Origin of the sequence: Rheinheimera muenzenbergensis (genome assembly GCF_036984005.1) — a bacterium.
Lineage (GTDB): Bacteria > Pseudomonadota > Gammaproteobacteria > Enterobacterales > Alteromonadaceae > Alishewanella > Alishewanella muenzenbergensis.
This window is the reverse complement of sequence record NZ_JALAAR010000003.1, coordinates 113,767-135,757: the sequence shown is the minus strand read 5'-3', so window position 1 is coordinate 135,757 and position 21,991 is coordinate 113,767. Positions and strand designations below refer to the sequence as shown.

Genomic DNA, 21,991 nt, shown 5'->3' with positions numbered 1-21,991 from the left:
TAACGCTTAACCGACGTTGTCGGCCATTGTCATCAGGGACGCATTGCCGCCGGCGGCAGTGGTATTGATGGTAATGGTTTTCTCGGTAATTAACCGTTGTAGCAAGCGCTGACCGGCCGGAGAGGTGATAAGTGGCAGGATGGCACCTTCACGTGCAGCTAACAGCTCGGCGCACAGCGGTTTAACTGCACTGCTGACTTCAACAATAGCTGCACTAAGCTCTGTATGAGCCAGTAGTGTGGTCAGGCAATCCAGCTTAACTACCGCCAGCAAATGCGCTGGCATGCCAGCCTGTTGCAGGGCTTTTATGCACGCCTCGGCTTCGGTCAGATCGGCCTCTTCTACCGCGGTAATCACCGCATTACCGGCCACCAGCGCGGTGATGATGGTTACCAGCCAATAACCAAACGAGCTGGTTTCATCGCGCACCAGTGCCACAATACCGCGTGGGTCTAACACCAGTACATTGCTTTCACCTGTCGGCCCCGGCAGGGCAATAGGTTTTTGCAGTTCGCGCTCGGCCCGTGCCAGTTTTTGCTGCGCCAGAGTAAGCACTTGTTCCAGATCCGGTTCTTGCTTATTGACCACTGTGTTGGCCGCCAATGATGCCAAAAATTGCCGCAATACCGAGGTGCGCTGATTCACCGCCAAAGCGGCCCACTGCTGCTGGGCTACAGCTGCAGCCGGCATAGCGTAAGCCACAGCACTGCTGGTGGTTTCGTTAAGCAGGCGCTGGCGTTTTTCATCGCTTAACGGTGCACAGCTAACATCCAGGTTGTCTTTAACCAGCCGGGTTAAATATAAAGGACCGCCCGCTTTAGGGCCGGTACCGGATAAGCCACGACCGCCAAACGGTTGTACGCCAACCACGGCGCCAATCATATTGCGGTTAATATAGATATTGCCGGCTTTAATTTCGCGCGCCACCCGGTCGGTAAACTGCTCTATCCGGCTGTGTACACCCATTGTCAGGCCATAACCGGTAGCATTAATCTGGTTAATGACCTGATCCAGCTGTTCAGCTTTAAAGCGGATAATGTGCACGACTGGGCCAAAGACTTCGCGCTCCAGTACGGTTAAATCGCTGATTTCGTATAAGCGTGGTGCAAAGAAATAGTGACGCTCACCGGTTGGGATCGCGCACTCGTAATGCAAGGTCGCTTTATCAGCCAGATACTGCACATGGCTGTTTAACCGCTCAAGTGCTTTGGCATCAATTACCGGGCCTAAATCGGTGCTCAGCCACTGCGGATCACCAACATGCAGCTCGGCCATGGCGCCTTTTAACATAGTGATGATCTTGTCGGCTACGTCTTCCTGCAGAAACAGAACCCGCAGCGCAGAGCAGCGCTGGCCGGCACTTTGAAAACCAGATGAAATCACATCATCCACCACCTGCTCTGGCAACGCGGTCGAGTCGACAATCATGCAGTTTTGCCCACCGGTTTCGGCAATCAATGGCACAGGTTCACCACCGCGTTCAGCCAGTTTGCGGGCGATCCAGCAGCCGGTTTCGGTAGAGCCGGTAAACATTACGCCCTGAATGCGGCTGTCAGGTACTATGTGCTCGCCGACCTGGCGGCCAGGCGCGATCACCAGCTGCACCACATGTTCTGGCATGCCACATTCGCGCATTAATTCCACGGTACGCATAGCAATCAGGCTGGTTTGCTCTGCCGGTTTGGCGACTACGGTATTACCCACCACTATCGCTGCTGCAACCTGGCCTAAGAAAATAGCCAGCGGGAAATTCCATGGGCTGATACATAAAAATACGCCACGGGCCTGCTGTGGTTGAGCGCACAGCTCTTCAGCTCTGGCAGCATAATAACGACAAAAATCAATGGCTTCACGTACTTCTGCTACGCTATCGCCCAGCGTTTTACCGGCTTCTTTTACACAGAGGGCCAGCAACTCGTTACGATGGCTTTCCAGCGCATCTGCAATACGGCGTAGCAGGGCAGCTCTTTCGCTGACAGCGGTGGCGGACCAGCTGGCAAAGGCCGCATCGGCGTGGGTCAGCAACTGCTGCATGGCGTTTTGGTCTGCATATTGCAGATAGCCAATCACTTCATCCAGATTGGCCGGGTTGGTAACGGGTACCGCATCGGCCAGCACCGGCAATTGCCGTACGCTGTCAAACCATTGCTGCATAGCGACTTTAACCTGCTCTATCTGGTCAATATCGCTAAGATCCAGGCCGTTCGAATTGTCCCGCTCTGCACCATATAATTTGGCCGGCAACGGAATTTGCTGGTTGCGCTTTTTGCTCCAGCCGCGCACGGTTTCAACCGGATCGCTCAGCAGTGACTCTACCGGGATAGTCTCATCGACAATGTTATTAACGAAGGAGCTGTTGGCACCGTTTTCCAGCAGACGACGCACCAGATAGGCGAGTAAGTCTGAATGTTCGCCAACCGGCGCATAAATGCGGCAGGGGATCTTATCTTTGATTACTATTTCGTCATACAGCGCATCACCCATGCCATGCAGGCGCTGGAATTCGAAGCCGCTGTAATCGCGGGTCATCTCCATAATGCAGGCAACGGTATAGGCATTGTGCGTAGCAAACTGCGGATAAATACTGTCGCGGTAGCTCAGCAGCTTTTTCGCACAGGCCTGATAAGACACATCGGTAGATGGCTTACGGCTAAACACCGGAAAATCATTAAAACCTTCCAGCTGGCTCAGTTTAATTTCGCTATCCCAGTAAGCACCTTTTACCAGTCGCACCATCATTTTACGGCCGACTTTTAGCGTTAAATCGCGCAGCCAGTCTATTAAATGGCTGCCGCGCTTCTGATAGGCCTGAACGGCTAAACCAAAACCTTGCCAGCCGTCCAGCGCCGGATCATTGAATACGGTTTCAATAATATCCAGCGACAGATCCAGCCGGTCGGCTTCTTCAGCATCGATAGTAAAGCCAATATCATAGGCCTTGGCCGCCAGGGCAAGTTGTTTTACCCGTGGCACCAGTTGCTCGATAACGCGATCGCGGTGGCTGAACTCATAGCGCGGATGAATAGCAGACAGCTTTACCGAAATACCCGGGCTGTTATACGGACCGCGGCCTTTGGCAGCTTTGCCGATGGTGTCGATGGCACGCATATAGCTGTCAAAATAGCGATCGGCGTCGGCCATAGTGCGGGCACCTTCGCCCAGCATATCGTATGAGTAGCGAAAGCCTTTGGCTTCCATTTCAGTCGCACGCTGCAAGGCGGCACTGATAGTGGTGCCCATCACAAATTGCGCTCCCATAATTTGCATGGCGTAGCGCACAGCCTGGCGGATCACCGGCTCACCCAGGCGGCCACAGGTGCGTTTTAATAAACCAAATTGTTGTTTCTTTTGCTCGTCAGAATAATTAACCAGCTTGCCGGTTAACAGCAGGCCCCAGGCTGAAGCGTTAACAAAAACTGAGCTGCTGTTGCCCAGGTGCGAGCTCCAGTCGCCTTGAGATAATTTGTCGCGGATTAAGCGGTCTGCTGTGGTTTTATCCGGTACCCGCAATAAAGCTTCCGCCAGACACATTAATACCAGGCCTTCTTCGGTGGATAACGAAAACTCATTTAGCAGCGCATCAACGCCGCCTTTGCCCACCTGAGCCTGGCGGATAGTCAGCACCAGCTGACGGGCGCGTTCCCAGGCCCGACTGCGGGCATTAACGCCAATATCGGCCAGTGGCAGCAGGTATTGCAGTACCTGATCTTCGTCGGCACGATAGAAATCACGAATGGTTTGACGCAGCGGTTGGGTGGCAACCAGGGAACCGTTATACAACATGGCAGTAAGCTTCCTGACAAGAATTTGAGAGTGCGGCATTTTAGTTAAATGTCTGCAGCATAGGGTGGTTATTTTTGCGCGATAACCCGATATAATTCTGCCAAAATCAATAGAAACCAGAAAAGTTGCTGCTATGAATACACCTGTAAAAAACAAAGCGCTGGACCGGATTGATATCAGTATTCTGGATACGCTGCAGCGGGACGGCCGCATTGCTAATGTTGATCTGGCGAAAAAAGTAAATCTAAGCGCCAGCCCCTGCATTGACAGGGTTAAACGGCTGGAGAAAGAAGGCTACATTGAGGGCTACGGTGCCAGATTAAATGCCGCCAAAATGGGGTTGGGTACAGCGGCTTTTATTCAGGTAACGCTGGACCGCACGACCAGTGAAGTCTTTGATCAATTCCGCGATGCGGTCGTGCAGATCCCGCAAGTGGCCGAATGCCATATGGTGGCCGGTGGCTTTGACTATTTATTAAAGTTACGTCTGCCAAATATGGATGCGTACCGTTCTATCCTGGCGATGATTGTTGACTTGCCCGGCGTGGCACAAACACATACTTATGTGGTGATTGAACAGGTTAAAAGTGACAACGGCTTACCGGTGAAAACGCAGGATAGCCCACCAGTGGTGGGCTAAGCAGAACAAGACAGCTGGCGGTGTTACATCCAGCGATCGCCGCCACGACGTTTAGGTAGCAGTAACGGTAACAGCAGGCCCAGCAACAAGCCACCAAACAGGATAAAGGCGCCCAGCACCATTGGCTTTTCCCAAATGGAACTCTGGGTGTTTTCCAACTGTACTTTTAATTGCTGATAAGCCCGGTTAGCCTGATCTAACTGCTCAAGCGCAGTTTGCCGTTCGGTTACTGCTTGATTTAACTGAGAGTTTAACTGGTCGCGCTGTTGTTCAAGTTGCAGGATGCGCTCGTTGCTGCCGGCATATTCCTGCTGCAGATTTTCTAACTGCGTAACCAGACCCGGCGTGTAAGTGACATATTCTTTTGGCAACCAACCGGTTTTATTGGTTTCGTACTGTACTTGTGCATAGCCGGTTTCGCTGTCTTCACCCAGATAGGTCACACTCTGGCCGGCATTTACCGTGCCGACAATACGGTACTGGTTACTGGGGCCGGAATGTAAATAGACAAACAAGGCATCACTGATAAAAGCCGGTTTACTGTTGTCTTGCGCCTGTGCGGCGCCGCTTATACTGAGACAGACGGCGGAAATTATTACCAGCAGAGTGCTTTTAATTAATCTGAACATAGGTATCCTGAGCTTATTCTTATAAAACATCATTGCGGACAATCTCTTGGATGATAGGGAGTTGCGCCGCAATTGACAAGGTTTAAAACGATGCAGCATTGTTGCGCTGCCACCTAAGCACACAGAGTAGCAGATGAGTACTGAACTAGAGCTGAAGTTTGCCTTGCCCGAGGCATTTTTATCACAATTAATATCGCTGCTGCCGCAGTTGGGCGAAACGGTCGCTGCAGACAGCGCGTCATTGCTGAATGCGTATTTCGATACCACAGATCGCTGGTTTCGCCGTCATGATATGGGGCTGCGCAGCAGACAAAAGCGTGGCAGCTTTGAACAAACGCTGAAACTGGCCGGCAGGCAGCACGGGGCTATGCAATTGCGGCCGGAATATAATCTGCCTTGCAGCAGCGTAGTGCCGCAGCTAAGTGCTTTTGATAGCGGCGTCTGGCCAGAAGGTACTGATGTTGCCCGGTTGCAGCAGCAATTAACCGAATTATTTCGCACCGACTTTCAGCGTCACAGCTGGCTGTTGCAATGCGAAGACGGCAGCCAGATAGAGCTGGTGTACGACAGTGGTGAAGTGAGGGCGGAGCAGCAGCGTGAGGCCATTGCCGAACTTGAGCTTGAGTTTGTCAGTGGTAAGCCGGGCCAACTCTTTGTGCTGGCGCGTCAGCTGCTCAATGCTTTGCCGCTGCGTAGCGGCTATTTAAGCAAGGCGGCCCGCGGCTATATGCTGGCGGCGGGCAGCGTTGTGTCGTTAACACAAAACAGTGCCAATACATTAGCCGCACAGCTAAAGGCACTGCAACAGGCAGAAATGGTTTACGACAGAACCGGCAACGACAAGGCCCTGAGCGCGGCGGCCGACGCCATGCTGCAGCTGCAGGCTTTGTTGCTGCAGCAACATCAGCAGCAGGCCGCAGCGTTGGCTGCACCACTGGCGCAGCAACTGGCGCAACAGCAGTATGTATTTGACCTGCCAGCTTACAACCTGCTGTTATTACAGCTGACACAGTTGCTGTATTTACAGATGCAGGAGTAAACGATGATGCCGACAGACATGGCCGCCCTGCTGGCGCAACGGTTAAGCCAGCACGCTACTGCCGGCTTGTCGCCGGCGGCGTTGACGATACTGCAGCGTTTGCTTAGCAGCAGTGGTTTTATCAACCGTACTTTGCTGCAACAGCCGGAATTGCTGGCTGAATTTACCGAGCCCGCCCGCCTGAGTCTGGCACTGCAGCAACAGCCTGACGTACTGCAGCAGCTGGATCTTGCCGATGAAGCTGCGGTATTTAGCCGGTTGCGGCGTTATCGTAATGCGCAGTTGTGCCGGATTCTTGCTGCGGATATTTTGCAATTGCAGCCGGTAACGGCCAGTCTGGTGCAGGTATCGCAATTGGCCGAGCGGCTGATCAACACCGCTTATCACTGGGCGTATCAGCAACTGGCTGCGCAGTGGGGCACGCCGCGCGATGACGCCGGCACGGCTATGCCATTACTTATTTTAGGCATGGGCAAGCTTGGCGGCGGCGAGCTGAACTTTTCTTCTGATATTGACCTTATTTTTACCTATCCGGCCAATGGTGAAACCAGCGGCGGCAGACGCAGCTGCGAGCATCAGCAGTTTTTCACCCGGCTTGGACAAAAGATTATCGCCGCTCTGCATCAGGTAACTGCCGATGGTTTTGCCTATCGGGTAGATATGCGTTTGCGACCTTTTGGCGACAGTGGGCCCTTGGTGCTGAGCTTTGCCGCGATGGAAGATTACTATCAGGAGCAAGGCCGGGAGTGGGAGCGTTACGCTATGTTAAAAGCGCGGGTGCTCAATCCGGACGCGAAGCACAGCAACGAACTACAGCAGTTGCTGCGGCCCTTTATTTACCGGCGTTATATTGATTTTTCGGCGATTGAATCGCTGCGGCGGATGAAGCAGCAAATTGAACAGGAAAACCGCCGGCTAAACCGGCGCGATAATATTAAGCTTGGTGCCGGCGGCATTCGCGAAGTGGAGTTTGTCGTGCAAACCCTGCAACTGATCCGTGGCGGACGTATACCGGCTTTGCAGCAGCCCGCCATACTGCAGGCGCTGCAGGTATTGCAGCAAGAACATATTTTAACTGCCCAGCAGGTAACGCAGCTGCGTGATGACTATTTATGGTTGCGGCAGGTAGAGCAAGCCTTGCAGGGGCTGGATGATAAACAAACGCAAACTCTGCCACAGGACCCGGTTGAACGGGCCCAGTTATTAGCAGCACTGCAGCTGGACAGCTGGGCCAGCTTGCAAACGAAAATTGAACAGGCGATGCAACGCATTCACCAGCAATTTAAACTGGTGATTGATAACGGCGAAGAGCCTGATGCGCAGGATCTGAGCCTGGGCAAACTGATTTGGGACAGTGAACAAAACGCAGAAGAGCTGGCCTCGCAGTTAGATTGGTTGGATGCCGCAGACGCCACCGGCCTGATCCAGCAGTTACAGCAGTTCAGGCTGGATTGTCAAAAGCGCAGTGTCGGCCCGCGGGGGCGCGATTACCTGGCTAAACTGATGCCACTGTTGCTGCATATACTGCAGCAACAACAATGTCATGCGGCGGTGTTAAGCCGGCTATTGCTGGTGTTTGGCCAGATCGTTACCCGTACTGCGTATCTTGAGCTGCTATTTGAAAACTCAGCAGCACTGCAGCAACTGGTGCTGCTGTGTAACCGCAGCGGTTGGCTGGCCGAACAACTGGCACGTTATCCGATGTTGCTGGACGAGTTAATAGATCCGGCACAGCTGTATCAGATTGCCAGCCAGGCCGACTACGCAGCCCGTTTACAGCAGCAAATGTTGCGGGTTGACCCGGACGATCTGGAGCTGCAAATGGAAACGTTGCGCCAGTACAAGCAAGCACAGCAACTGCGTATTGCCGCGGCCGACATCACCGGCGTACTGCCGCTAATGAAAGTCAGCGATCATCTGACCTGGTTAGCCGAAGCCGTCGTGGCACAGGTGGTGGAACTGGCCTGGCAACAAATGACGGCGCGCTATGGCGTGCCACCACACTGCAATGCGCAGAATAAAGGCCTGGCAGTAATCGCCTACGGTAAGCTTGGGGGGCTGGAGCTGGGCTATGGTTCGGATCTGGATCTGGTCTTTGTGCATAACTGCAGTAGCCAGGGCACAACTGACGGTGAGCGCAATATCGATGCCATGCAGTTTTACTTAAAGCTGGTACAGCGGGTATTGCATCTGTGTACTACCCGTACCAGCAGCGGCGTGTTGTATGAGGTCGATACCAGGTTGCGGCCGTCCGGCAACTCAGGCCTGCTGGCTATTCATATTGATACCTACGGCCAGTATCTGGAGCAACAAGCCTGGACCTGGGAACATCAGGCTCTGGTGCGGGCCCGGGCGATTTACGGCAGTGCAGAGCTGTGTCAGCGCTTTGCCGAAATACGCCAGCAGATCATTTGCCTTAGCCGATCGCAGGACACGCTGCGGCAAGATGTGCTGCAAATGCGGCAAAAGTTGCGGCAGCATCATGGTACTACGGCCGATGATCCTAAACACAGCAGCGGTGGAATCGTTGATCTGGAATTTATCAGCCAGTATCTGGTGCTGGCGCACGCAGCACAGCATCCGGCCTTGTATCAGTATACCGACAATATCCGCATACTGGATGCGGCCGCGCACAGCGGTTTACTGCCGGCAACCGACGTGCAGCAACTGCAGCAAAGCTACCAGCTGCTGCGCGGCGCCGGTCACCGCCAGACTCTGGCACCGGCTACGCTGCCGGCGCAGGATGAATTGTTACAGGCAAAAGTTGTGGTAGAGCAAGTGTGGCAGCGCTGCTTTGAACAGGCACTTATTTAGCATTAGCCGGCGGTGTATCAGCCGTAATGCAATGTTGTTGCAAGTGAGCGTTAGCGGCATCGGTAATGACAGCGGCACGCTCAATTGGGCAATAATAAGCCAGCACCGGTGAGCTGAAATCCGGTGCTATAGCTACCGCAACTTCATGCAGGGTTTCAATCAATGTGGTGTTGGTTTGAAAATACTGCTTAATGACATAATCGCGCGGTAAGGTCCAATATAGCTCCAGCCCTTCAGCCCGGGCAAATTCGGTCAATTTGGTTTTTACCGTTTCACCTTCGCGAAAGCGGCGATCGGTTACCTGGCCGCGCCAGTTTATGTTGCCCGGTACTGTAACTTTGCCACGTTGCACTAATTGGCCTGTCAGCTTGTCGCTGGTGTCGGGTAAAGTAATTTTGAATTCTGACAGTTCTTTGGCACCGTCGGCGATAGAGCCGCGGATCTTGCCGTAAAACTCACTAAAGCTGTCGGCTGCTTCGTTGACCGTGTCTTTGCGCAGAAAAAAATCCGGCTTGGTTAACACTAAGTATGCCAGGCCACCCAGCACCACTAATAAAACTATACTGCGGATCCAAAACCACATAGTTAAACTCCTTTATACAGTGATGGCGCTGCGGCATCGGGCCGGGTTTTAAAGCGCCGGTGCAACCACATATACTGCTCTGGCTGGCGCAATACCGCTTGCTCGACCCATTGATTTACCCGGGTTACATCGGCTTTATCATCGCCGGTAGGAAAGGGGGACAAAGCGGGCAACACTTCAACCTGATAGCCAGCGTTGTTACTACGCCGGCTGGTAACAATAGGCAGCACCACGCAGTTGGCGGCATTAGCAAATAACAGGGTACCTGTAGTCGTGGCGGCATCTGGTACGGCAAAAAAAGGTACAAACTCGCTGCGATTGCGGCCGTAGTCCTGATCCGGCAGGTAAAAACACACTTCGCCCTGATTTAACGCCGCTATAAGGCCTTTTACGTCGCGCTTACCAATCATATATTTATTGGCCCGGTTACGGCCGTGATACTGCAGATAGTCCATCAGCGGGTTGTTATGCGGCCGGTAAAAGCCAACACTGGGGTGGGTTAAACCGAATACCCGTCCGGCAGCTTCGAGGTGCAAAAAGTGCGCGGCCAGCAATAGTACGCCTTTGCCTTGGGCTTGCGCTGCCTGGATGTGCTGATAGCCTTGAAACTGAGCCAGTTTGCCAAAGCGCCAGTTGGGCCACCACCAGCCAATAATGGTATCAAACAAGGCTTTGCCGGTTTCATCAAAGTTACGCCGTACCAAGTCTTCGCGCTCGGCCTCAGTTAAATGCGGAAAGCAAAGCTCAATATTGCGTCGCGCTACTTTCGCACGCGATTTCATTGCTTTATATAGCAAGCGGCCAAAACTTTGCCCCAGCCACATTAAAACCGAATAGGGTAACCAGCTTACTAACCACAGTAACGCAGCACCAAGCCATAACAACCAATATTTGGGCAACAAAAAACGCCAGCTAAACTGCGGAGCCTGCACCACATGAAATCCTCAGTACAAATTAATGCGCTATTGTAGCGAAAAACCACCGCAGGGATAGATAAAACTGGTAAGAGGATATATGGGTTGCAAAAAACAGCAGTATTGACGGCACGTAACAAAGGTTATATATATTTTGTTGGTGTAATCAATCTGAGGTTTAAATGTTAAATAAAAAACTGCTTATTTTACTTGCTACAGCTTTACCATTTTTTGCGTCCGCTCAAAATGGTTATTGGGATGTTCGCCAGGTATGCGATTACCGCACGGTTCAAACTAATGAACCTTATACGTTATGCGCTTACAGCGGGTCTCTTTGGACCCATCACAGAGGGCAGTACTTTTCTGAATGGGTAACGTCAAGTGAGATGAAAAATGGCCATGTCGCCTGTTCATCGCAAATGTACACTAGCAGATCTGTTCATTATCAAGCGCCTGCCTATTGGGACGCGGCTAACAATAGATACGTCTATCCGCCAGCTGAATGGATACATTTATCTGGTTGGATTGGGCTGGCCAATACTTCCCATCTGAATAGAACCCGCAGCCACACTGAAGTTGTGCCAGGTTCGTGCAGAGAAGAACTGGTTTGGATCCCGTTATGTGAAGGTTGCCAAATCCCCTAAACTAAAACGTGAAACACCTTTCTGACTTAAACAATCAGAAAGGTGTTTCATTATTGTTTAGGTAAGTATTTTCTATATTGAAATTAAAACAGAACGGCTTCACTGGATAGTGAAGCCTGAAATGCCAGCATAGTGCTTACTTCAGGCTAGAGTTAATTGCCTGCAAATCTTGCTCAGTTAAGTTACCTGCAGCCTGGCGTAATTGTAGTACCGCCGTGATGTAGTCATAGCGGGCACTGGACAGATTACGCCGCGCTTCAAACAGGTTGCGGGTGCTTTGCAGCACGTCGACGATAGTACGGGTACCCACTTCAAAACCGGCTTCAGTGGCGTTTAACGCACTCTCTGCCGACACTACCGCTTGCTCTAATGCCCGAATAGATGAAATAAGCGCATTAACACCGTTAAAAGAGCTGCGGACCTGGCGGATTACCGCGCGATGGTTCAGCTCCAGTGTCTGGCTTACTTCAACATAATTAGCTTTGGCGACTTCAACCCCTGCAGATACACCGCCACCACTGTATATTGGTACTTGCAGAGCGATGCCAATAGAGCTGCTGTCTGAACGATCAGCACCTGAGGCCTTCACTGCTCCCATGGTTGCAGTTAGCCCTAACGTTGGGTAATGGCCAGATCTGGCCAGTTCAATATCTTTATCGGCAATCTGCAGCAATAAGCGCTGGCTTTTTAACACCAGGTTATTGTCCTGGGCTAAAGTAACCCAGTTTTGTATCGCTGCCGGAGTTGGTGCACCCGGGGCAAACTTATCGGTATTCAGTTGAGCTAAGTCTTCATGATACTGGCCGGTAATTTCGCGTAGAAACTCGCGGGCATTCTCCAGTTCATTCTCAGCGCCGATCTCCCGGGCCTGGGCACTGTCAAACTGGGCCTGGGCCTCATGCACATCGGTAATAGCCGTTAAACCGACTTTAAAGCGTTGTTTGGTTTGCTCCAGCTGGCGCTCGATCGAGCGTTTTTCTGCCTGTGCAAAACCTAAACCATCTACCGCACGCAGCACATTAAAATAGGCGTCGGTAACCCGTACAATCAGGTTTTGCATTTCACTGTCATAGGTGGTTTGTACCTGCAAGGCGAACTGCTCGGCACGGGACAGGTTGCTCCAATTTTCCCAGTTAAATATAGATTGCCGTAAAGTAAGGTCTGCAGATGTGGCATTGGGACCATCAAAACTATGACTGGCTTTGTCGCTACGGCCAAAACCGGCTTCAGCAGTAATGCTGGGTAACAATTTGGCGCGCTGTAAATCAATACGCAGGGCTGCCGCATCACGAGTGGCAGCGGCCCGCAACACCGTAGGGTCTTTTTGCGTGGCTAACTGATAAATTTCTTGCAGGTCGGCTGCACAAAGATGCAGGCTGAACAATCCGAATGATGATGCGAATAAGGTGCTGATTAAAGTCTTTTTCATTATTACCAATCCTGGCCTGACTAAAAGGAAACTGCACGAATAATACTCTGTTACGGTAAACTAGGTAATCATTAAACCGTAAAGTTACGCGCAAGAGTGTAACAGAATGTGAGCACAATTATGACAAAAGCGAACTTAGGCCAGTATCCAGCATTTGGCCCGGCAGATGTTGAAATTCTCGACAAAACCACGGTTTTTCAGGGTTTTTTCCGCTTAGACCGCTACAGCCTGCGGCATAAGCTGTTTAACGGCGGCTGGAGTGAGCCGATGCAGCGTGAAATTTTCGAACGCGGCCATGCGGTGGTAGTGCTGCCTTACAATGCTGAGACCGATGAGTTGGTGCTGATAGAGCAATTCCGCGCCGGCGCTATGTTCAGCCGCGCCAGTCCCTGGCTGCTGGAAGCTATTGCCGGCATGATCGACCCGGGTGAAACGCCAGAGCAGGTGGCGCAACGTGAGGCTGAAGAAGAGGCGGGCTTAACAATTGCCGAGCTATGGCCTATGCTAAGCTACTCATCGAGCCCGGGGGGGACTACAGAGCGGATCCAACTGTTTCTCGGCCGGTTAACGGCACCGGTGCAGCCTGGTATCTTCGGTCTGGCGCAAGAGCATGAGGATATTAAAGTTCATGTCGTCGCCCGCCAGCAGGCCATGCAGTTGTTAGCGGAGCAAAAAATAGATAACGCCGCCAGTGTCATTGCCTTGCAGTGGCTGGCACTAAACCTGGACCAAGTTAAAGCACGCTGGGGAGCCTGAAGTGTGGTTAAAGCGCAATAAATACGTGCCGGTGTTGCCAGATTTTCTGGCACTGTGTGAGCGCAATTATGCCCAGCTTAACCGCTATCTGGCTGCGGATCCTCAGCCAGGCCAGACAAGTGATGTCAGCATTAACCCACAACACTGTTACCGCGTCAGTGTTACCGAGGTGGCACCTTTTACCACCACGTTACGCATTGAACTGTTACCGCCCAACCATGTGTTGTTCCGGCCGGGCTTTGTGGTACGGCTGTACCATGACGCCCAACTGGCAGAAGTATTGTCCTGCCAGCAGATCAGTCGTTTTAAAGCGCGTTACGATTACCCTAACACTGATATGCTGTTGCCGGATGAAAAACTGCAGATTAACCTGCTGCTGCGCGACTGGCTGAAATTATGCGCCTGTCAGGGCTATAACAATAAGGAGCTGGCGTTTAGCTGATGCAGTACGTCTTTCCTGCCAAGCAGCAGTACCGGCTGGCACAAATTACCGATTGCCACTTGCTGGCCGACAAACACGGTTTTTACCAACAGGTGCAGCCGGCACTGCATTTGGCTGCTATAGTGCGCCGTTTGCGGACAGAGCAGCCCGATGCAGTACTGCTGACCGGCGATGTAACACAGGACCACAGTATTGCCTCTTACCAGCTGCTGGCAGATATACTGGCGCCGCTGCCTTGCCCGGTTTTTGTCACACCGGGAAACCATGATGACATTGAGCTGCTGGCGACGATAACGCAACAGCAGCCGTTTCGGCCGGAGCGCAGCTTGCTGCTGGGCAACTGGCTGCTTGCGCTGGTAAACAGTAAGGGCACAACGCCCTCTGGCAGCTTTAGTCTGGCTGAGCAACAATGGTTAACCAGCCAGTTGCAACACAGTAGCGCCAGCGCTGTCTGGCTGTTTTGCCATCATCATCCTTTGGCGCTTAACTGTTTTATTGATAAACACGGCCAGCTTGACAGCGAACGCTTATGGCAAAGTATCGGTGCAGATCGGCGTATCCGCGGCATTGCGCATGGCCATGCACATTATGCTTATCAGCGGCAACACGCCGGCATTGCTGTTGTGGGTTGCCCGGCCAGCTCAGTGCAGTTTAGCGCTACGGCTGACTGGCAAACATACAATGCCGGGCCGCAGTGGTGTGACTGGGTATTCAGGGATGACGCCACGGCCAGCTGGCAATTCAGACAGTTGTAATTTCTAAGCAAAATAAACAGCAGAATATAACGAGCAGTAAGCTGAAATGAAAAAAATACTCTATTTGCATGGCTTTGCCAGCTCGTCGCAATCAGAAAAGGCGCAGCTGACGACAGCTTTCTTTCGCCGGCAATATCCCAAGGTGGATTTTACCGCGCTGGATTTACCCTATGAGCCTGTCAGTGCGCTGCAGCTGATCCGCCGTCAGCTTGATGGCAGTGACGATATAGCCTTGATTGGCAGTTCTCTGGGCGGCTTTCTGGCAACCTGTATCGCTGAAGAGCGAGGCTGCCGCGCCTGCTTAATTAACCCGGCGGTGGCACCGCATAAGGTGTTGCATCAGCACCTTGGCCGCTATTATCATCCGGTATTGCAGCAACATTTTGATGTTACTGCACAGCAGATGCACAGCCTGGCGCAATTGATGCCTGAGCGGATACAACAACCAGAGAATTACCTGCTGCTGTTGCAAAGCGGTGATGAAGTGTTAGATTACCGACTTGCGCTGGATTACTATCGCGGCGCTAACATAACACTGCGCGAAGGGGGCGATCACAGCTATGTCGGTTATGCCGGCGAGCTGCAAACAATTGCCCACTTTTGCCAACTTGCGTAAGCCATTGCCAAACAGGCAACGGCGCGCTTAATGCTTTAGCGAATGACCGAGACTATGACATCACAACAGTATAACGCCGACTCCATTGAAGTGCTGACCGGCCTTGAGCCCGTGCAGCGTCGCCCCGGTATGTATACCGATACCACCCGGCCTAACCATCTGGGTCAGGAAGTGATCGATAACAGTGTCGATGAAGCCCTGGCCGGTCATGCCGATACAGTGCAGGTTATTTTGCACGAAGACCAGTCGCTGGAAGTGATCGACAACGGCCGCGGTATGCCGGTGGATATTCACCCGGAAGAGGGCGTTAGCGGCGTCGAACTGATTTTTTGCCGCTTGCATGCCGGTGGTAAATTCTCTAATAAAAACTATCAGTTTTCCGGTGGTTTGCATGGCGTGGGGATCTCGGTGGTTAATGCCTTGTCCAGCCGGGTAGATGTAACAGTACGTCGCGACGGCAACATCTATGAAATGGCTTTTGAACATGGCAACAAGGTGTCTGAGCTAAGCATTACCGGCACTGTGGGTAAGCGTAATACCGGCAGCCGGGTAAGGTTCTGGCCAACACCGTCATATTTTGACTCGCCGAAGTTTTCTGTCAGCCGCATGTTGCATGTGCTAAAAGCAAAGGCGGTACTTTGCCCGGGCTTAACCGTCAGTTTTACTGACAAGGTTAACCAGCAGCAGTATCAGTGGTGTTATCAGAACGGTATTAAAGATTATCTGACTGAAGCGGTAAAAGACGCCATTTGTCTGCCAGAGCAGCCGTTTACCGGCATTTTTTCTGCCAGCACTGAAGCCGTCGAATGGGCCCTGTTGTGGTTGCCTGAAGGTGGCGAACTGGTCACCGAGAGCTACGTTAACCTTATTCCCACCGCACAGGGTGGTACCCATGTTAACGGCTTGCGCCAGGGGCTGCTGGAAGCGCTGCGCGAATTTTGTGAGTTTCGCAATTTGTTACCGCGTGGCATTAAATTGTCGCCGGAAGATATCTGGGACCGCTGCGCTTATATCCTGTCGCTGAAAATGCAGGACCCGCAGTTTGCCGGCCAGACTAAAGAGCGTTTATCGTCACGCCAGTCTGCGGCTTTTGTTGCCGGTATTGTCAAAGATGCTTTCAGCCTGTGGCTGAACGAGCATACCGATATTGCCGAAAGTCTGGCAGATTTTTGTATAAACAATGCGCAAAAGCGGCTGAAAGCCGCGAAAAAGGTGATCCGGAAAAAAGTCACCTCCGGGCCGGCTCTGCCTGGCAAGCTGGCCGATTGTTCGGCACAGGATTTGAGCCAGACCGAATTATTTTTGGTAGAGGGTGACTCGGCCGGTGGCAGTGCCAAACAAGCCCGCGATCGCGAGTTTCAGGCCGTTATGCCGCTGCGCGGTAAAATCCTCAATACCTGGGAGGTCGACTCCGGTCAAATCCTCGCCTCGCAAGAGGTGCATGATATATCGGTTGCCATTGGTATAGATCCGGACAGTACCGATTTATCGGCGCTGCGCTATGGCAAAATCTGTATTCTGGCCGATGCCGACTCAGATGGCTTACATATTGCCACCTTGCTGTGTGCCTTGTTTATGCGGCATTTTCGCACCTTGGTTGAAGCCGGTCATGTCTATGTTGCCATGCCGCCACTGTACCGTATCGACATAGGTAAAGATGTGTACTACGCGCTGGACGAAGATGAAAAGGCCGGCATTTTAGATCGGATAGAAGCCGAGAAAAAACGTGGCAAGGTAAACGTACAGCGCTTTAAAGGCTTGGGCGAAATGAACCCGCTGCAGCTGCGCGAAACCACCATGGACCCTAACACCCGCCGTTTGGTGCAACTGACCATTGATGATGTGGCACAAACGCTGGAAGTGATGGATATGCTGCTGGCAAAAAAACGTGCCACAGACCGGCGCGACTGGCTCGAGCTGAAAGGTGATAAGGCCGCGCTGGCGGTATAGCGCATTAAACACAAGGTTAGTGCACAGTGAAGACATATATTAACGCGACATGGTTGCTGACGGTTTGGCTAATAAGCGGCTGCTTGTTTAGCGCCAGTGTTATAGCAACTGAGCCGCAATGGCTGCAGCAGGTAGCCGCTAATAAACGGCAGCAACCCGAAGCTATGCTGGCGCTGTTTAATCAGCATCAGGCCGAACTGCCAGCGCTTAGTGCTGAAGATCGTGCCGCGGCCCGCTACCAGCAGGCCGCGTTGCTGGGTATTTTGGGCCGGCATCAGGAGCAGCAACAGGCCGCTGAGCAAGGCCTGGCAGAGCTGGCCGACAGCACCTTGTTATTAAAGGTAAAGCTATTGTATGAGCTGGGTTTTGCCCGCGAAATGCAAACCGATTATCCGGCAGCTTTGCAGCATTATTTAGACGGCATTACCCTGGCGACACATCTGGAAAACGAAAAATACATCCTGTATGGCCAGATCAACCACGCGGCGATATTAAGCAACCGCAACAATATGCAGCAGGCGCTGGCGCTGCTAAAAGATACTTACCAACGCGCACAGCTGTTAAATGATGCTGAAGTGACGGCTGAGGTGATGTCCGAACTGGGCTTGTTATATGCGTCTCTGGCTTATGAACAGGAGGCGATCAGCCTGTTAAAGCAAGCGCTGGCGGCATACGAAAAACTGGGCTGGCAAAAAGAGCAGATTACCGTGCTGTTTAATCTGGCCCGCACATACAGCTACATGGAACAGTTTCAGCTGGCGCTGCAAACCTATAACGAAATGCTGCAAAAAAGCCTGCAGGTGCAAGACCAGGTTAATTTGTACCATGCCTACCTGGGCCTGGCGATAGCCAGCAGTGACAGCGGCCGCGCCGATGCCGCGCTGTCTTATATTGCCAAGGCGGAGCAATATCTGCCGCAGCTGCAATCCAGATCGCATTTATCTACCCATCATTTTGAAAAGGCTCAGATATTTCAAAAGCTTAAGCAAACATCGCTGGCCATGCAGCAGCTTATGCTGGCAGAGCAGCGACTGACAGAAGAAGGGGTCGAGGCCGACAGCCCAACCCGGTTAAATGTCTGGTATCTGAAAGCTAAATTGCAGGCCGAGCAGGGTGAATATGACAAAGCGTATCAGACGCTGCATGAGTTTATATTTGTGTTTCAGGATGCCCGCAATAAAGAAAACGAGCTGGCATTTGAGCAACTGCGGCTGGCGTTTGATCAGGAGCGGCAACAGCAGCAAACACGGTTACTGGAGCAGGACAACGAACTGAAGGCGCTGCGGCTGAGTGAAGCCGAGCGCGAACAGAAAATACAAATATTGTGGCTGGCCATTTTAGGTTGTAGCACGCTGATTTTACTGGTTTTGCTGTTGTGGCAACTGACCAGACGCAAACAAAAATTTCTTAATCAGGCTGCCGACTCAGCCGGGCAACAGGATAACGCATGACCGAGACAGTGATCGCACAAGACGGCACCGAACAGCTGGCGCTGCGCCGTTTTACCGAAGAAGCCTATCTGAATTATTCGATGTACGTCATTATGGACCGCGCGCTGCCGCATATAGGCGATGGCTTAAAACCGGTGCAGCGGCGCATTGTGTATGCCATGTCAGAGCTGGGCTTATCGCATCTGGCGAAGTATAAAAAGTCGGCCCGTACTGTAGGTGACGTACTGGGTAAGTTTCACCCGCATGGCGACAGTGCCTGTTACGAAGCTATGGTGCTGATGGCGCAGCCGTTTTCCTACCGCTATCCGCTGGTAGATGGCCAGGGTAACTGGGGTGCGCCGGACGATCCTAAGTCGTTCGCTGCTATGCGTTACACCGAAGCGAAATTGTCGCGATTCTCTGAAGTGTTGCTGTCAGAACTTGGCGCCGGCACTGCCGACTGGGTACCTAACTTTGATGGTACCCTGGAAGAGCCCAAAGTGCTGCCGGCCCGCTTACCGCACATTTTGCTAAACGGTATTACCGGTATTGCGGTTGGTATGGCCACCGATATTCCGCCACACAATGTGCGCGAAGTGGCGCATGCCTGTGCGGCCTTGCTGGATAACCCGCACAGCAGTGTGGCCGATTTAATGCAATATGTTAAGGCGCCGGATTACCCGACTGATGCCGAAATTATCAGCTCAGCCAGCGATTTAGCGGCCATTTACGAAACCGGCCGCGGCAGTGTAAAAATGCGCGCTGTCTACAGCCAGGAAGACGGCGACATTGTTATTACCGCGCTGCCGCATCAGACATCCGGAGCTAAAATTCTGGAGCAGATAGCTGCCCAGATGCAGGCGAAAAAACTGCCCATGGTCAGTGATTTGCGTGATGAATCGGACCACGAAAACCCCACCCGCATAGTCATAGTGCCACGCTCTAACCGGATTGACGTCGAGCAGTTGATGCAACATTTGTTTGCCACTACCGATCTGGAGCGCAGCTACCGCGTTAACCTGAATATCCTCGGGCTGGACAACCGGCCCCGGGTGAAAAACCTGCAGGGAATTTTAACCGAATGGCTGGAGTTTCGCCGCGATATAGTGCGCCGGCGTTTGCAGTACCGCTTAAACAAGGTGCTGGACCGGCTGCATGTATTGGAAGGTTTGTTAATCGCCTTTCTCAATATTGACGAAGTTATCCGCATTATTCGCCACTATGATGAGCCCAAGCCGGAGCTGATTGCCCATTTTGGTATTACCGAGCGCCAGGCCGAAGCCATTTTAGAGCTGAAGTTACGCCATCTGGCCAAGCTGGAAGAAATGAAAATCCGCGGTGAGTTAGCGGATCTGGCCAAAGAGCGGGACAAGCTTGAGGCGATCCTGGGCTCCGAGAAAAAGCTAACCAAACTGATCCGCGACGAACTGCTGGCCGATGCCGAGAAATACGGCGATGAGCGCAGAAGTCCGCTGGTACAGCGTGAAGAAGCCAAAGCATTGAGCGAAAAAGAGCTGCTGCCAAGCGAACCGGTAACAGTAGTGCTGTCGGAAAAAGGCTGGGTACGCTGCGCCAAAGGCCATGATATTGACGGCAATGCGTTAAGTTATAAAGCCGGCGATGCCTTTAAGGCTATGGCCAGTGGCCGTTCTAATCAGTTGGCGGTGTTTATTGATTCGTCCGGCCGCAGTTTTGCTACCGAAGCACATGAACTGCCTTCAGCCCGTGGCCAGGGCGAGCCATTAAGCGGCCGTTTTGCTGTAGTGGCCGGCGAAAGCTTTGACCATGTATTACTGGGCGACGACAAGCAAACCCTGCTGCTGGCCAGCGACGCCGGTTACGGCTTTGTGGCGCAATACAGTGACTTACTCAGCCGCAATAAAGCCGGTAAAGCCGTGCTTAGCCTGCCGGTCGCTGCCAAAGTGCTGCCACCACTGGTGGTAAGACAGCCAGAAACCGACTTAGTACTTTGTATCTCTAATGAAGGCCGCATGCTGGTGTTTCCGGTGGCGGATTTACCCAAGCTCAGCAAGGGTAAAGGCAACAAGCTGATGTCTATTCCGTCTGCCCGGGCGGCCAGCCGTGAAGAATACGTCTGTCAGCTGGCGATAGTGCCCTCTGATGGCAGTGTTACCCTGGTGGCCGGCAAGCGTAAGCTGGGGTTAAAAGCTGACGATCTGGCGCACTATCATGGTGAACGCGGCCGGCGTGGTAATAAATTACCGCGCGGTTTGCAGCGCATTGACGAGGTGCAGGTAAATCAGACCGACGACCTCAGTGATCAAACCAGCAGCCCTGAGTAAAACCGCTATACTGGGTGCCCTTTTTACGGCACCCTTATAGTTGCTGCCGGGTGTACGCGGCCAGTTGGAGAATCTAGTGATAGCGGTAGTGCGGTTAATTTTATTAGTGCTGTTTTTTATTATCAGCACAGTGGCAGGCTTATTACTCTGCGTAGTGCGGCCGTTTCATGCTAATAATGTCGCTGTATTTTCCAGCTGGTATGGCTGGGCGGCGTGGATCTTTGGCATCAGCGTTGAAGTCCGTAAATATCAGGGCGCAAATATTAACCAGCCCTGTGTGTATATTGCTAACCATCAAAATAACCTCGATTTATTTACCATCAGCAGTGCGGTAGAGCCACGTACGGTAACTATCGGCAAAAAAAGCCTGAAGTACATCCCGTTTTTTGGCCAGCTATATTGGCTAAGCGGCAATATCCTGATTGACCGTAATAACAAATCCAAGGCACTGAATACTATGCTGGCCGCCGCAGAGCGGATCCGTAAAAACAACTTATCCGTCTGGATGTTTCCTGAAGGCACCCGCAGTTATGGCCGTGGCTTGCTGCCGTTTAAAATGGGCGCCTTTCATATTGCTATGGAGGCCGGCGTGCCACTGGTGCCGGTGTGTATGAGCAGTACCCACGGTCAATTTAAACTAAACCGTTGGAACAACGGTAAAGTGATTATTCAATTATTAGCGCCGGCGCCTTTACCCGATAAAGAACAAATGAATTTGCGGCAATTTGCCGAAACCCTGCACCAACAGATGCAAACGCAGATCGCTTTGCTTGATAGCGAACTGGGCAACGACTACACTGCCAGCATTAATACAGCTAAAGAGTAATTTTATGGAAAACTGGCAGGAATTTACCGAAGACACTATCGCAGCGTTATTAGAAGACGGCAGCGATCCGGATGCGCTTTATACCATTGAACATCACTTTTACGACAAAGACTTCGCCAAGCTGGAAAAGCTGGCCGTAGAGCTGTTTAAGCTGGGTTATGAAGTTACTGACGCCGAAGAAGTAGAATTTGAAGACGGCGGCAACGCCTGGGTGTTTGATGCCATTCGCGAACAGTCGCTGGATACCGACAGCATCGTTGCTGATGCCATTAAACTGGAAGAGCTGGCTAAGAAACACAAAGTAGAATACGACGGTTGGGGCACCTACTTTGAAGGTGACGAAGACGAATTTGAACTGGAAGATGACGAAGAATAAGTCACTGTTTACCTTTTAAAATAAGCCGCTGATACAGCGGCTTTTTTGTATCTGCATATTTC

17 protein-coding genes are annotated in these 21,991 nt (G+C 52.1%); 12 read left to right on the top strand and 5 right to left on the bottom strand.

Annotated elements, in window-relative coordinates; translation table 11 throughout:
* Positions 1–6 precede the first annotated feature (6 nt).
* Positions 7–3,783 carry a bifunctional proline dehydrogenase/L-glutamate gamma-semialdehyde dehydrogenase PutA gene (gene putA / locus MN202_RS04615; protein WP_335734920.1) on the bottom strand — a complete coding sequence of 1,259 codons (3,777 nt, stop codon included), beginning with the start codon at positions 3,781–3,783 and terminating at the stop codon, positions 7–9.
* Positions 3,784–3,916: 133 nt separating this feature from the next.
* Between putA and MN202_RS04610 the strand changes: the two genes are divergently transcribed.
* On the top strand, positions 3,917–4,423 hold the full coding sequence (locus MN202_RS04610) for an Lrp/AsnC ligand binding domain-containing protein (protein ID WP_335734919.1): 507 nt from the start codon (positions 3,917–3,919) through the stop codon (positions 4,421–4,423).
* A gap of 23 nt (positions 4,424–4,446) precedes the next feature.
* Here the strand turns inward: MN202_RS04610 and MN202_RS04605 are convergent, their stop codons facing one another.
* Positions 4,447–5,052 carry a TIGR04211 family SH3 domain-containing protein gene (locus MN202_RS04605; RefSeq protein WP_335734918.1) on the bottom strand — a complete coding sequence of 202 codons (606 nt, stop codon included), beginning with the start codon at positions 5,050–5,052 and terminating at the stop codon, positions 4,447–4,449.
* A 133-nt stretch (positions 5,053–5,185) separates the two neighbouring features.
* Here MN202_RS04605 and MN202_RS04600 point away from each other — a divergent pair, with 133 nt between their 5' ends.
* A complete protein-coding gene (locus MN202_RS04600; RefSeq protein WP_335734917.1) occupies positions 5,186–6,091 on the top strand; it encodes a CYTH domain-containing protein in 906 nt (301 codons plus the stop codon).
* A gap of 3 nt (positions 6,092–6,094) precedes the next feature.
* Positions 6,095–8,905 (top strand): bifunctional [glutamate--ammonia ligase]-adenylyl-L-tyrosine phosphorylase/[glutamate--ammonia-ligase] adenylyltransferase, encoded by a 2,811-nt coding sequence (glnE, locus tag MN202_RS04595; RefSeq protein WP_335734916.1) that lies wholly within the window; start codon positions 6,095–6,097, stop codon positions 8,903–8,905.
* Here the strand turns inward: glnE and MN202_RS04590 are convergent.
* The 3 genes from MN202_RS04590 to tolC form a co-directional block, all read right to left on the bottom strand.
* A complete protein-coding gene (locus MN202_RS04590; RefSeq protein WP_335734915.1) occupies positions 8,898–9,488 on the bottom strand; it encodes a TcpQ domain-containing protein in 591 nt (196 codons plus the stop codon). The two genes, glnE and MN202_RS04590, sit on opposite strands and share 8 nt — an antisense overlap.
* Positions 9,489–9,490: 2 nt before the next feature.
* Entirely contained in the window at positions 9,491–10,423 is a 933-nt protein-coding gene (gene lpxL, locus MN202_RS04585; RefSeq protein ID WP_335734914.1) for an LpxL/LpxP family Kdo(2)-lipid IV(A) lauroyl/palmitoleoyl acyltransferase, read from the bottom strand.
* 759 nt (positions 10,424–11,182) lie between these two features.
* Complete coding sequence (tolC, locus tag MN202_RS04580; protein ID WP_335734913.1) at positions 11,183–12,475, bottom strand: outer membrane channel protein TolC; 1,293 nt, start codon at positions 12,473–12,475, stop codon at positions 11,183–11,185.
* Between the two features lie 120 nt (positions 12,476–12,595).
* Here tolC and nudF point away from each other — a divergent pair, with 120 nt between their 5' ends.
* The 9 genes from nudF (at position 12,596) to rraB (ending at position 21,929) form a co-directional block, all read left to right on the top strand.
* Positions 12,596–13,231 carry an ADP-ribose diphosphatase gene (gene nudF / locus MN202_RS04575; RefSeq protein ID WP_335734912.1) on the top strand — a complete coding sequence of 212 codons (636 nt, stop codon included), beginning with the start codon at positions 12,596–12,598 and terminating at the stop codon, positions 13,229–13,231.
* 1 nt (position 13,232) lies between these two features.
* A complete protein-coding gene (locus MN202_RS04570) occupies positions 13,233–13,673 on the top strand; it encodes a DUF1249 domain-containing protein (RefSeq protein ID WP_335734911.1) in 441 nt (146 codons plus the stop codon).
* Positions 13,673–14,428 carry a metallophosphoesterase gene (locus MN202_RS04565; protein ID WP_335734910.1) on the top strand — a complete coding sequence of 252 codons (756 nt, stop codon included), beginning with the start codon at positions 13,673–13,675 and terminating at the stop codon, positions 14,426–14,428. Before MN202_RS04570 ends, MN202_RS04565 begins: the two co-directional genes overlap by 1 nt.
* Before the next feature lie 46 nt (positions 14,429–14,474).
* A complete protein-coding gene (locus tag MN202_RS04560) occupies positions 14,475–15,044 on the top strand; it encodes a YqiA/YcfP family alpha/beta fold hydrolase (RefSeq protein WP_335734909.1) in 570 nt (189 codons plus the stop codon).
* A 54-nt stretch (positions 15,045–15,098) separates the two neighbouring features.
* A complete protein-coding gene (gene parE / locus MN202_RS04555) occupies positions 15,099–16,994 on the top strand; it encodes a DNA topoisomerase IV subunit B (protein WP_335734908.1) in 1,896 nt (631 codons plus the stop codon).
* 26 nt (positions 16,995–17,020) lie between these two features.
* Positions 17,021–18,445 carry a tetratricopeptide repeat protein gene (locus MN202_RS04550; RefSeq protein WP_335734907.1) on the top strand — a complete coding sequence of 475 codons (1,425 nt, stop codon included), beginning with the start codon at positions 17,021–17,023 and terminating at the stop codon, positions 18,443–18,445.
* Positions 18,442–20,727, top strand: coding sequence for a DNA topoisomerase IV subunit A (gene parC / locus MN202_RS04545; RefSeq protein ID WP_335734906.1), 2,286 nt, complete (start codon positions 18,442–18,444; stop codon positions 20,725–20,727). Before MN202_RS04550 ends, parC begins: the two co-directional genes overlap by 4 nt.
* Before the next feature lie 76 nt (positions 20,728–20,803).
* A complete protein-coding gene (locus tag MN202_RS04540; protein WP_335734905.1) occupies positions 20,804–21,553 on the top strand; it encodes a 1-acylglycerol-3-phosphate O-acyltransferase in 750 nt (249 codons plus the stop codon).
* A gap of 4 nt (positions 21,554–21,557) precedes the next feature.
* Positions 21,558–21,929: a ribonuclease E inhibitor RraB gene (rraB, locus tag MN202_RS04535; protein ID WP_335734904.1), complete on the top strand. Its 372-nt coding sequence runs from the start codon at positions 21,558–21,560 to the stop codon at positions 21,927–21,929.
* Positions 21,930–21,991: the final 62 nt, after the last annotated feature.